Genomic DNA, 13,169 nt, shown 5'->3' with positions numbered 1-13,169 from the left:
GTGGGTTTTAATGACTTAAATTGTATTCCCACAGATGTCTTTGGTGTTGGAAGAATAGTTTAAAGTCATTCGGCTACGCTCAAAGATAAGCGTTTCTGTTGGTTGATAAGTGCCTAATAGCGATGTTGGATAACCACCTACAAGACCAAACATTTGGAAACTGATTTGAGTGGCTGAGTCTGATAATGGCGTATTGTTAATATAGCCTTTATCTATACCATTTAAATTTATTCCAATTTGTTTTGAATCTTGATCTAAATAAAGGCCAATTTTATAATTATTTGCAGAGCTGTAAGCTATATCAAATTCTTTCTCATAATTAATGCCTGCACCCAAATCAGAAAAACTAACGTAGACTTTTTTAGTTTTCGTATCATCTGAATTTGTAAGCCATACGAAGCCTCCATACTTCAGGTTTCCATTTTTGATACCATAAAAATTATATCCTAAAGTATATACACCACTCTGATTTCCAGAATAAGATCCTATAGGGATATCTGCAAAGTTATCAATTTTTAGCTCAACTGCATACTTTCCTGTGCTTGATAAATTCTTATCGCCTAGAATTGTGTTGTTTGTTCCATTTATATAGTTTTTATAAGATTGCGCAAATGCAGACGTGCTTGCATGATATTGATATGATGAGCTCTCAAGTAGAAAACTAGCAGTTGCTCCATTTAAATATGGAAATTTTTTTGCAGGCGGAATAGGATTTCCAATCATCTGTTGGATTTCAGCAGTTGTTGCATCAAAATCATAACTACATGCAGCCCAACTGCTTATACAGATTGAATTTATCATTAAACCCAATATCATTCTTTTCATGGTGTATTCCTTTTTATTTTGAGATTTTACTATAAAGTTAAAATGGAATAGATTTGAAAATATCCGATAAAAAGGTTTAAAAAATTTAAATATTAAATACTTGATTTAAGTGGATTCATTTTAATTAAAATGTTTGAACTATTTTTATATCTATCTTTGATTTTTTATTTATATTTGAATTTAAAAAGTTTTTATTCTTGAAAATTTCTATAGAATTTTTTTCATGTGTTTTGATGCTATTTGGTTTACTAACAAAAATTACAGTCATTTTGTCGGAAATTTAACCTATATTTAAAAACATTATGATAGATTAATCACATTATATTTCTCTATTGAAAACTAAAATACATTTTCATAACAGTAAGAGCCTAAATTTTATGAAGTTTATCTAAGATTAGGTTTGATTATTGGAACAATAGAGTTTCACAATTTTGAACATAATCTAAGGATAAGGAGATGTTCATGCTTAAAATAAAGGCTTTGTGTGCAACACTTTTTTCATTCAGTGTTGTTGCAATATCTGCTGTATATGCACAGTCTACAACTTTAAAAAGTATGTCTGATGAGCAACTCTCTGAAACGACAGGTCAAGCCTTAATGAGTTTGACTTATGTTGCACCTACAGATTCAGCAAATATGGAAGCAAAACGAACAGGTGGAGATAAAAGTATTGGATTTTATAAATTAGGTTTAGAAGCTGAACTTGAATTAAATGCCAATATTAAAAAATTACAGTTAGGTTGCGGTGGTGTAAATGGCGCAGGGAACTGCGACATTGATATTGATAATTTAGGTCTAAGTGGCTTAGGAAATTCTGCAACATCAAATACAGATAGTACTTCTGACCGAGCTGCCCGTGTAGGGTCAAGTGCTGTTTTAACCAACCCTTTTATTCAATTTGCCATTAAAAATCCAGGAAGCGCTTCTACACGACAAGTCGTGGGAATAAATTTAAGTTCAGAAAAAGCAGTGGGTTTGCTGACGTTTGGTACAGAAAATAGCGGTACAAAAAATGGAATTAACTCCTTAAGTGGGTATATGAAAGTCGCCGCAACTACGGGGACTGCTTTGGTCAATGGTTTTGGTTCAAGTTTAGTCTCGGGAGAAACTGCCAGAAGACAGTTGATACAGTCAGATGGTTATAATGCAATTAATGGCCAAGCATGTTGTGCTCTTTTTTTTATCCCTATTGGTTTTACGACAACCGCATATAATTTAAATTTACGAGATAAGGCAACGGGCAGTAATATTTTAAAAGGTGATTTGTCTTTACTGGAACAAGAGATTACAGGAAAACGTATCAATAGTGCGACTTTAAAAGCCAGTGCATTGGTACGAGATATTGATTTAAGTGGTAATATTATTGCAAGAGCACTTGGTGTTATTAACTTGGATAAAGAAACCAGTGGCACAATTCAAAACTTGAATGTGGATGTGACTATTAATGAAGATTTGGGTTATTTTCATAAAGCCAGTTTAAATGGAACACCCGCATCATTGTCATTGCAAGGACAAGATATTCAATGGACTGGAAATAAATCAGTTGCACAAAAAGGTTGGTGGTTAGAATTTTCCAATCCGATTGATATTGGCAAGATTGATCCAACTGATCGGGTCGATATTCCTAAAGCCACGTTAAATGAAGTGATGAATCAGGTGAGTACTTATTTAAATGATAAACCAGTACAGTGTGGTAGTTTAGCCTTGGAAAATTGTCTTTTTGGGAGTGCAATCCCTCTAAAAGAAGTGGATTTGAAAGATGCGACTAGACCGAGTATGACATTAACGAACTTGCAACTAGCTAAACAGGATTTTACTCCAAACTGCTATGGCTCATTAAAGTTCTGTTAATCAAATGCTTATTATGCTTTGGCAGTAACTGTGTTAAAACTTATGATGAGTTTATTGCTTAAAAAGATTCATTTGTCGGAAATGATAGATTTTAACCAAAAAAACTTTGTCATAATTAAAAAAATTACATAGTATGAAGTGTGATAGACATAACAAAACTGTATAAACAAGGATATGTGTTTTTGTGCAGTTTGAAGTCGGAAATTTAAGAAATAAAATAAAATATGGTGCGGAGCATCGTATAACACAGGAAGGTCGTGGATGACTACACTCAATTATACGGTAAAATTTCATAAAACCGTTTTGGTGAGTTTCATTGGTTTATGTTTAAGCCAATCTTGCTTCGCACTCGAAGAAATGTCTGATGAAAAGTTAAGTGATACTACAGGCGAAGGTATTGCCTTATTGCCTAGAGACACTTATATGGTTTTTCAGGGCGCTGGAATTAACCAAACTCAAGATACTGTGCTTACAAATCGTAGTTTAGACACCGGCTATATCTATTATGTTCCTGTGGGACCATTGTCATCAATCGTTCAAGATACCAATAAAGATGGTGTTGTGAATGCCAGTGATCATTCAGTCGGGAAAGCTGATTTATATCTATATGGTTTGGCGTTGTCTAAAAATGCCAGCAATAATGCCAACCTTAGATTGGATGCAGGATCAACCAATGGCGTAGCGAACGCTGCGATTAAAAGCTGGGGAACTGCAACCAACCCATGGATATTCAATGTAAAAACAGACCTTAATGTACCTGACTTTGGTGCAGGTGCGGGTTCTGTGACATATTTAAATTTTGAAGCGCCGTTATATGAAAATTTATATTCATTTGCTGCCGATAAGAAAACAGTGACCACTAGTGCTTTTGTCAATGATGTCGGTGGGGAAGATGCATATAACCTTAAACTTGCATTTTGGGCAGATGGTTTTGTACGCGATCAAAGTAAGGCAGACAAAGATCCAAATCAATTTAATTTAGGTGAGGGATTTAGTACCACTGCAACAGGGCGAGCAAATCGTATTCGCTTGCAAGGTATCTTTAACGGTTTTGGATTAAATGGCAGTAAAATTCAATTATTCCAAACGCTCGGTGGTGCTACAAATACGGGTGGTATGAGTGCTTTTTATAACAATACTCTAGGTTTGGCTGGTGTTATACGATTAAATAGTGGTGATGGTTCAAAATTATTGGGAACATCTACAGCAAACTCATGGACTGCTCCAGCGAATTTGATGAGCCATGTTTTTAGGATTAGCACTCAAGAATGTGGAGTTGGTAACTTGAATGGTTGTACCACTCCAGCAGCGCAAGACATCTTATCGACTCCAGCAATTAATGGCGGAACAGCACCGACTTTTTCAGATAAAGAAGGTATTTATATCTATAATTTGAATACCAATTTGGTGCTCGGTTCATTATATCAGCCTTTGATTCTCGGATCTGATGGAACAAACTTTAGTATAGAGCTGGCTAGGATCCCAAATAAAGAATCAATTTATAAGAAGATCTATACGGATTATACAGGGGCGGATACTTCATATACAGGCTCTACTTGTAATGTTTATAACTGTGGCACAAGTTCAATTGCGGGTTATCAAGGCAGTTCAGCAACACACAGTAGTATCAGTATAGGGACTGTTTATAGTATGGATGCAGGGAAGACTTTACTTGCAGATAAATCAGCAGGGGCTGTAGGGGTTTCATTTAATCAATTAAATAATGCCACCAGTTCAAATGCACAGAATAACTTAGGATCTGCCTTGATTGATGGAATGCTGATTCAGCATATGAAAATAACCACCAAAGGCCTATAGGATAGGAAGAAATATAATGAAAAAAACAGTACTTCTTATTTTAACCAGTTTGGTGAGTTTTCATTTGGCAGCGATGGAGGCTTTAACTGATTCAGACATGCAGCAAGTTGAAGGGCAAGCAGGTGCCGATTTATCTTTAAAATTGGTACTGAATCAAATTAATGCAAGTGATTCATATTACACCACAAATAATGCTTATAAGTTCGATAATGGTACTGGCGGTATTTGTGAGAAATTACAATTTTGCCATTTGGCATTGTCTGTCAATAATCGCTATGTTGATGCAAATGGGTTAGCCAGTAGTACTGAAGGGAATAAACTTTGGGTGGTCTTTAAAGGTGTACAAGGGACAATTAATATTCAGAAATTGGGTTTGGATGGTGTTGATTTGGTCTATAAAAATACCACTGCTATGCAGATGATCAAGCCCGCAATTCAGTTATCTTTTGATGCGAATCAACCGATTCAAATTCGTAATTTTGGCTTCAACTCTCTTTCTATCGAAAAAGATGATTTCACCAGTAAGACCAATCCAGATGGAACAGTTACAGAAAATTCATCGGGTGCAACGGAAGGCCAGTATGGTTATTTAAAAGCCAATAAATATGTAGCAAAACCTCAAACAACCGGTTTTAATGGCTCTACCGCAAATAATTATGATGTCGGTCGAGAAACCGGTTTTATGGGGGTACAAATGAACGGTAATCTTGTGCTGCAGGGCAAGCTGATGATGTTTAGTTGTGATTCTACAATGAATAAGCGTTGCTAAAATAAATCTGAGGGTTTAGGGATGAACATTAAAAAACAACAACATGGAAAAAGATTTATTTTAAATACATTGGCTTTGAGTTTGTTGGCTATGCATGCACCTGTTTATGCATTACAAGCTTTGGATGATAGCGATTTAAGAAACGTAAATGGTCAGGATGGCGTACATATAGAGGCAAGCTTAAAAGAAGCCAATATCAAAACATTATACTGGACAGATCAGGCGGGTCGCGCAGAAGCAGATGCAACCAGTCAAGCGCTCGTTGCAACTGCAGATACGGTTAAAATACAACAGAGCAATACTTCTACAGATCCATTAAAAGCAGATATCAAGCTTAATATGGGAACTGCTGCGGGCAAAACTGGAGTGAATTTAGATTTATCACTCTCTCCTATGCTGATGACTGTCGATTCATTTCGTGTTTGTGATAGTGATCCAAGTGGAGCGCGTTGTAGTGCAAAGTTGGGTAATTTAGCGGTGCAGACGGCTTCAAATACCAGTATTGGATTAAAAACAAGCAATGGGCTTTTAAGTAAAACAGATCAAGTCGAGCTAACTTTAGGGCTTCAAAATGCCAACATCTATTTAGGCCAAAGCAGTGCCACAAATCAATTAAATCAACTGATTTTAAAGAACTTTAACTTTAACTTTAAAGGAAAAGGTTTTGCGTTTATCGATGCAGCTGAAGGCTTTAAATTACAAACGAATTCTGGAAGTAATATTGCGGGTGCAAATCAGGCACCAGATACGAACTATGGTTATGTGGATTTAACCCGTGTGGTTGATCCAGCTTCATTAAAGGCGGGTTTTATAAACACAGGCAGTTATGGAAATGGAACTTCCACAACCAATGCGGGTTTAAATCTTGAAATTATGGTGAATAATAAAGGCATCAATCCTACATCGCTTTATGATGTCGATAGTTATAATACCCCAACAGGTGCTAAAGGGCTGATTCGCGTAGGTGCCAGTGGGCGTATGGTGAATGGTTCATTGCAATTTCGTGGTGTACAGAATGCCAGTAGTTTAATTGGTTCTGCTGTTAATTCGAGTGGTGCAGACACTGGAAAAGATATTGTTGGTGGTTCAGGTATCGCATTTCGTATGAAGACGGATTTCACCAAAGAAGGTGACACCATGCTTGCTGGTGGTGGCGATGCAACAACTTTGGAAATTGGTGGTGCAGGATTAAATAGTTACGGTTTTGAGTTTGGTAATTTAACCGGTTTACAAAAGGGAACGCGTGCTTCTTTTGACACAGGAAATGTTTTTTTAAATCTTACCGACTCTAAGCAAGTTACGATACCGGTAAACACAACCTTCCAAAATTCAAGTTTTGGTAATGGTCAGGCTTTAACCAATTTAAGTGATTATAAACAAGATATTTATACGACCCTATCAGCGGGTAATCGCCCTTATGCTGTGGTCGCTTCAATTCGTGGTGGGGAATTCCAAGCCATCTCTAGACGAGGGCGATTTACCACTGCCGCTGGTGTTGCTGCTGGTAATTTATTTACCGAGAGTGGTTTAAATAATCAGTGGGGGTTGGCTTTACCTTTTTATAACTTAAATGCCAATTTAGCCATGTATGGCACAACAGTTGATGCTGATAAAGCTTATTACTATTCAGCAGATGGTACGAAAAGCAGTGTTGCAGCTACAGCGGGTACACAAACCTCTAGACTCGGTTTTTCTTTAGGTTTAAGTACAGAGGGGGTGGATAAAAGTGGTACAACTAAGCTTGGCAATAAAACAACCTCGATTTTGGTGATTGATGGTGGTCAGGTAAAAAATGATGCAGGTGTTCCGATTGCCGGTACCTCTAAAGACTATTATTTAGGTTTAAGAAACATCGATATGTTGCTGAAAGGCAATGGCAGTATCGGGGTGGAAAACGGAAGTTTAAATTTAAGTTTAAAAAATATGTTGGTGGTGATGGCAGCTGAAGTTGCGGCAGGTTATTTACCTGGTACAACCTATGCATCATGTGCAGGTGGTATTGCAACAGCAAGCGTTGCTTGTGGCAACAAGGGAGCATCTGATTCCAATAATTTCGCCAAAAGTGATGATGTGTTGTTTGGTCTAAAACTTCGCTTTGGTGGGGATATGGATTTGTCACTTATTCCAAATAGTGAAATGAAAGCGGATGGCACAGGCAATCGTTTAACAGTTGTGGGTGATTTAAAATTAGCAGCTACAAATAACACCATCCAGATTAGTGATCCTGTCAATGGTTCTATACTTGGTTTAGATAACTTGACGGGTGATATTCGCTTTAACAATGCTATTGTGCTCAGTAAAAACTCAACGAGTGGGACTGGTCAGGTTGGATTTAATGCAAGTTTACAATTTAATCCAACACAGTCAGTCGGCGGTGTATTTAGAGCGAGAGATTTAAACTTCTATCCTCCATCTATGAATGGGGCTTTAGTTTCGGGTGCACGCTTAGGTGAAATTGCGTTGACAGGAGGTCGGTTGACCAGTGAATTTAACATTGTTCCTCGGAATTAATGCGTTATTGGTCGGCTAGTGCTTTTATCGTACAGAATTTCTGATTAGACTGTGATGTGGTAGGCAGTATATAAATTTTCCTAAGGATTAGGATAATGAAAAAAAATAGAAACCTAGGATGTATATCATTATTGATACTGAGTCCAATTGCGCTGGCAATGGAACCTATGGATGATCAAAGTCTTTCCCAAACAACGGGGCAAGATGGGATAAATGTTGGTATAAATTTGAGTAAAGTTCAACTCAATCAAATTTCAATTATTGATCGTGATGGGTTAGGCTCAACTGTGAATGATGCAAATAAAGCATCGTTGGTTCTTGCTGGTAAAAGTGCTGGTACGGTTGCTGACCAAACTGTTGATATCACTTTTCTAGGCGCTTCAAATACCCCAACGATGAACATAGTCATGGATACCGATGGGGGCGCTACAGGTGGAGCAAGTGGTAAACCTTTTGCCAATATCGGAATGAGCTTTGCAAGTAATATTACCGGGATTAAAGTTTCACCATTTGCGCTTTACTTGGCTGGAGCGAGTTCATCTTCAGGGCCTGCTGGATATCAATCTATTTTTACAGGTACCAGTGAAAAATCCGATGTCATTAAATTTTTAAAACTGAATGATGGTTTTGATATCAACTTTGCTGCTGCCAAACCCACCATTAATTTACAGTTAGGTAATGCACCTCAAGGGCGTATGATTGCTTTTGGTGGGGCAATTCAATCGATTTGTGGTACGGGTTCAGGCTGTGCTATTGCACTTTTATCTGATGATAGCGATATTGGTGCAAATTTTAACTTCCAATTAACTGGAACAGATAAGGTTAATGGTTTTTCATTAAACGGTTTCTATGCTGGCGTTGAACCAACAGGTTTTGTCTTTGGTAATACGGGTGAATCGAGTAAGTTTGATCTGGGTATCAATCAGATGATTATGGGAACGAGTGGGGCAAGTGCGGCAGGGACTTTTAATGGTCTGCAAAATGGCTCGATGGGGAACTTTGGGGCAATCGGAACATCAGTTACAGATTTAAAAGTCAAAATTAATGGTCTGTAATGCTGGTCTATAAAATATCAAAGCATAAAAAACCCTATAAGTTGTGTGACTTATAGGGTTTAGTTTATTTCATGGCTTTTTTAATGCGATTGAAAAGTTACTTCACTAATTTAGCCAATAACTCATCTTTGCTTAAATTTACAGATTCGGCATCTCTACGCCCTTTGTATTCAAAAGTACCTGCATCTAAGCCTTTTTCACCAATGACAATACGGTGAGGAATACCTGTTAATTCCAAGTCAGAGAATTTAACACCAGGACGCTCATTACGATCATCCAGTAATACATCATAACCTGCGGCTTGTAATTCAGCATAAAGTGCTTCAGCTGCTTCAAGCGTACGTGGAGATTTTTGTGCATTCATTGGAACAATTGCAACTTCGAAAGGGGCAATTGCAGATGGCCAAATAATACCTTTCTCATCAAAGTTTTGTTCGATCGCGGAAGCAACTACACGGGTTACACCAATTCCATAACAGCCCATTGTCACCACTAATGGTTTGCCGTCATCACCCAAAACTTTACAGCCGAGTGCTTCTGAGTATTTGGTACCCAATTGGAAAATATGACCGACTTCAATACCACGTTTAATTAAAATCGTGCCTTGACCATCTGGAGATGGGTCACCTTCAACCACATTACGTAAGTCAAAAACTTCTGTAAATGTTGCATCACGGTCCCAGTTGATACCAGTGGCATGTTTATCGACTTCATTGGCACCCGCAACAAAATCTGAAAGCACAGAGGCTGCACGGTCAACAATCACAGTTAAGCCTTTCTCAACCAGTCCTTGTGGTCCGCAGAATCCTGCAGTTAAACCAAGAGCATTGAGTTGAACATCTGTTGCAAATGTTAAAGGTGCTGCAATCAGTGGATGCTTTTCAGCTTTAATTTCATTGAGCTCATGGTCGCCACGCAGGAATAACGCGATTACAGGAATATGACCCTTTTCATCAGCAATACCTTGTACAAGTAAGGCTTTTACCGATTGCGCTGGATCTGTATTTAAAAATGCAGAAACATCAGCAATGGTTTTTTGATTTGGTGTGTCTACAATTTTTAGATCTTGGCTAGGTGCTGCACGCTCACCAGTCAATACTGCTTCAGCCATTTCAACATTGGCTGCATAGTCAGATTCGGTTGAGAAAGCGATATCGTCTTCACCACTTGATGCAAGTACGTGAAACTCATGTGAACCTGAACCACCAATCGATCCTGTATCTGCTTGAACAGGGCGGAAATTTAAACCTAAGCGGGTGAAAATTCGGCAATAGGTGTCGTACATAACATCATAAGTTTCTTGTAATGACGCTTGATCGACATGAAAAGAATAAGCATCTTTCATAATAAATTCACGCGAACGCATCACACCGAAACGTGGACGAATTTCATCACGGAACTTAGTTTGAATTTGATAAAAATTCATTGGAAGTTGTTTATAACTTTTTAATTCATTGCGAGCCAAATCCGTAATGACTTCTTCATGTGTCGGACCAAGAACAAAGTCATTGCTATGGCGGTCTTTAAAACGCAACAGTTCTGGACCGTATTGTACATAACGACCAGATTCTTCCCATAGTGAAGCCGGCTGCGTCACGGGCATTAATGTTTCCAAAGAACCTGCACGATTCATTTCCTCACGAACAATCGCTTCAACTTTATTGAGCACACGTACACCCATCGGCAACCAAGTGTATAAACCTGAAGCCAATTTACGGATCATCCCAGCACGTAACATGAGCTGATGTGAAATGACTTCAGCATCGTTTGGGGTTTCTCTTAACGTTGCAAATAAAAAGCGACTCGCGCGCATGGAAACTGTCCTAAAATTTTTAGATTTAAAGGAATGATTATACGATAAAAAAATACGATAAAAAAATAAGCTGAACATTTTTAATGATTGTTTAAATTGAAAACTTTATATTCTTATACTGACGATACGATCAGAGCTCGGTTTTAACTTGAAATTAGCCGATATCGTGAAAGGTTGTTTAAATCATTTATATTGTTTTGTTAAGTTCTTATCAATAATAGAGCCAAGGAATTCCGAATTAAAAGGTGATTATTCAAGTTTTTTAAGGCGGTTAATAATATCATCATAGTAGGTTTGTGTCTTGCGGTAGTTGTCTTGTAGGCTTCCAATATAATTCTTAGTTTTATCTATGTTTTCAGAATTGTATTTGATCCGATCTTTGAGTGTAACAGGAACAGAGTTACCTTTGCGGTAGTATTCCATTTCTTGTCTTTTAAGTATAATACGATCACTTTGAAGTTGTTTAAGTGTTTGGTTTTGTAGTGTTATTTGTTGTTTTATATTGCTTAGAAGTTCATTTCTTTTGTTGACAGCGACAGATGAGTTGCCATAGGCACGCTTTAATCGCGCATCTTGTTCTAATTTACGCATTTCAGATGCGCGTGACGTCGATTGTTGTAAATCTTTTTCGACATTATAAGCATGATTACGTTTGATCACTTGCATGTTGCGATCAAGCGCTTCATAACCATTTTTTATGTGTTCTGGTGTAACCGAGGAGCTGATATTGGCCACCCCATTTTTATCATAATATCGATACCATACCGCTTTAGCCTGAGGCGTATCAGCATAGACCGATAAAGTACAGATGAGTAAGCTGACTGAAAGGGCGGTATTGCATATTTTTTTTGTTTTTGACGCTATATTTTGGTAATAGATTATTCTATCCATTTAAAGTCTACCATCCCCAAAAAATCAATGTAAGTTATATGATTTTGAAACTATCTTTGCTCATTTTATGTGGTTACAAAATTTTAATAAACAATTAACTTCTAAAAAAAAGCAGAATATTTTTTTTTATGTGAGCTTTACTGTGTTTTACTGTTTGAAGTGAGATTTCCGACAAGAAATGTTCATTGATAAAGTGAGTTAATATATGTTAAAAAAACATGATTAATTGTAAAAATAAATCTGTACAGCACAATTCATTCCAAGCTTACGGAAAGGGGCATTAAATGGACGATAAATTTCAAAATCTAAAAGTCATGGTGATCGATGATTCTAAAACCATTCGTCGTACTGCTGAAACATTATTACAAAGAGAAGGTTGTGAAGTTGTCACTGCTGTAGACGGTTTTGAAGCCTTATCTAAAATTGCTGAAGCAAATCCAGATATTGTTTTTGTCGATATTATGATGCCTCGTCTGGATGGCTATCAAACCTGCGCTTTGATTAAAAACTCCCAAAATTATCAAAATATTCCAGTCATCATGTTATCCAGTAAAGATGGCTTATTTGATCAAGCAAAAGGTCGTGTTGTCGGTTCAGATGAATATTTAACAAAACCATTTAGTAAAGATGAACTATTAAATGCTATTCGCAATCATGTGACTGCTTAAATGAACGGTTAATTTGGGGGAAATAATGACAAAAATTTTAATAGTTGATGATTCACCAACAGAAATGTTTAGATTTAAAGAAATTCTAGCTAAGCATGGATTTGAAGTGATTGAAGCAACCAATGGTGCAGATGGTATTACACTGGCGCAAGCTGAATTGCCGGATCTTGTGTTAATGGATGTTGTTATGCCTGGTGTAAATGGTTTCCAAGCGACTCGTCAGATCGCACGTGGTGCAGCCACCAAGCATATTCCAATTGTGATTGTAAGTACTAAAGATCAAGAAACCGACCGCGTTTGGGGAAAACGTCAAGGGGCTTGTGACTACTTAACCAAACCGATTGATGAGAATCAGCTGATCAGTACGATTAAGCAACATCTACAAGCAGGATAATGTATGGCAGCAAATGGATTTATCGAATTACTTCGATTGTCTAAGCGAGGAAATAAAAATTACGCTGACAATGAAAATGAAGTAAACCGATGGTCAGGCATTGCATTTGAAATGATGGGGCAATATTTTGTTGCGCCTTTGGGTGAGGTTTCAGAAGTTATTTATCCGCCAAAATACACACCCGTTCCCAATGTTCAGGGATGGGTGAGAGGTTTAGCGAATATTCGCGGACGGTTATTGTCAGTTTCTGATTTGGCTTTTTATTTAACGGGGCAAAGAAGCCAATTTCTACCTACTCAAAAAGTCTTATGTATTAGTCATAATGACCACTATGTTGGTCTGATCGTAGATCAGGTTTTGGGGATTCAACATTTTAATAAAAAAGGCTTTTTTTCTAAAAACAATCAATTAGAAGAAAACCTTCAAACCTATTGTCAGGGATATTTTCAGCAGCATAATCAGGCTTGGAATATATTCTTGTTTAGTCGTTTGTTAAATGATCCTCAATACATGAATGCATCAGAAAAATTTATAAACTAGCTTTGACGCCTAATGAGAGTTAAGCGAATCGGGA

At 37.3% G+C, this 13,169-nt stretch carries 11 protein-coding genes; 8 read left to right on the top strand and 3 right to left on the bottom strand.

Going from position 1 to position 13,169, the window contains the following annotated elements:
* Positions 1–15: 15 nt before the first annotated feature.
* Positions 16–825 (bottom strand): DUF4882 family protein, encoded by an 810-nt coding sequence (locus MTO68_RS19275; protein ID WP_244013995.1) that lies wholly within the window; start codon positions 823–825, stop codon positions 16–18.
* A 462-nt stretch (positions 826–1,287) separates the two neighbouring features.
* Between MTO68_RS19275 and MTO68_RS19270 the strand changes: the two genes are divergently transcribed.
* From MTO68_RS19270 to MTO68_RS19250, 5 genes are all read left to right on the top strand, one after another.
* Positions 1,288–2,676, top strand: a complete 1,389-nt coding sequence (locus MTO68_RS19270; RefSeq protein WP_244013993.1) for a hypothetical protein — start codon at positions 1,288–1,290, stop codon at positions 2,674–2,676.
* Between the two features lie 261 nt (positions 2,677–2,937).
* Positions 2,938–4,494 carry a hypothetical protein gene (locus tag MTO68_RS19265; protein ID WP_244013991.1) on the top strand — a complete coding sequence of 519 codons (1,557 nt, stop codon included), beginning with the start codon at positions 2,938–2,940 and terminating at the stop codon, positions 4,492–4,494.
* 16 nt (positions 4,495–4,510) lie between these two features.
* On the top strand, positions 4,511–5,263 hold the full coding sequence (locus MTO68_RS19260) for a DUF6160 family protein (protein WP_151801535.1): 753 nt from the start codon (positions 4,511–4,513) through the stop codon (positions 5,261–5,263).
* A gap of 21 nt (positions 5,264–5,284) precedes the next feature.
* Entirely contained in the window at positions 5,285–7,774 is a 2,490-nt protein-coding gene (locus MTO68_RS19255) for a DUF6160 family protein (protein WP_244013989.1), read from the top strand.
* A 95-nt stretch (positions 7,775–7,869) separates the two neighbouring features.
* A complete protein-coding gene (locus MTO68_RS19250; RefSeq protein WP_004723806.1) occupies positions 7,870–8,829 on the top strand; it encodes a DUF6160 family protein in 960 nt (319 codons plus the stop codon).
* A 97-nt stretch (positions 8,830–8,926) separates the two neighbouring features.
* On the opposite strand, the gene MTO68_RS19245 is transcribed toward MTO68_RS19250, so the two are convergent.
* Entirely contained in the window at positions 8,927–10,642 is a 1,716-nt protein-coding gene (locus MTO68_RS19245) for a proline--tRNA ligase (protein ID WP_244013987.1), read from the bottom strand.
* Positions 10,643–10,891: 249 nt separating this feature from the next.
* Positions 10,892–11,533 (bottom strand): hypothetical protein, encoded by a 642-nt coding sequence (locus tag MTO68_RS19240; RefSeq protein ID WP_244013986.1) that lies wholly within the window; start codon positions 11,531–11,533, stop codon positions 10,892–10,894.
* A 284-nt stretch (positions 11,534–11,817) separates the two neighbouring features.
* Here MTO68_RS19240 and pilG point away from each other — a divergent pair, with 284 nt between their 5' ends.
* From pilG to MTO68_RS19225, 3 genes are read left to right on the top strand one after another with little or no spacing between them, the layout of a single operon-like run.
* Complete coding sequence (gene pilG, locus MTO68_RS19235; RefSeq protein ID WP_004723803.1) at positions 11,818–12,201, top strand: twitching motility response regulator PilG; 384 nt, start codon at positions 11,818–11,820, stop codon at positions 12,199–12,201.
* Positions 12,202–12,226: 25 nt separating this feature from the next.
* Positions 12,227–12,595, top strand: a complete 369-nt coding sequence (locus tag MTO68_RS19230; RefSeq protein WP_004723801.1) for a response regulator — start codon at positions 12,227–12,229, stop codon at positions 12,593–12,595.
* Between the two features lie 3 nt (positions 12,596–12,598).
* A complete protein-coding gene (locus MTO68_RS19225; RefSeq protein ID WP_004723799.1) occupies positions 12,599–13,135 on the top strand; it encodes a chemotaxis protein CheW in 537 nt (178 codons plus the stop codon).
* The last annotated feature ends 34 nt before the right edge of the window (positions 13,136–13,169 follow it).

Source organism: Acinetobacter sp. NyZ410 (assembly GCF_022828975.1).
Classification (GTDB): Bacteria; Pseudomonadota; Gammaproteobacteria; order Pseudomonadales; family Moraxellaceae; genus Acinetobacter; species Acinetobacter guillouiae.
This window is presented reverse-complemented; position numbering and strand designations above follow the sequence as displayed.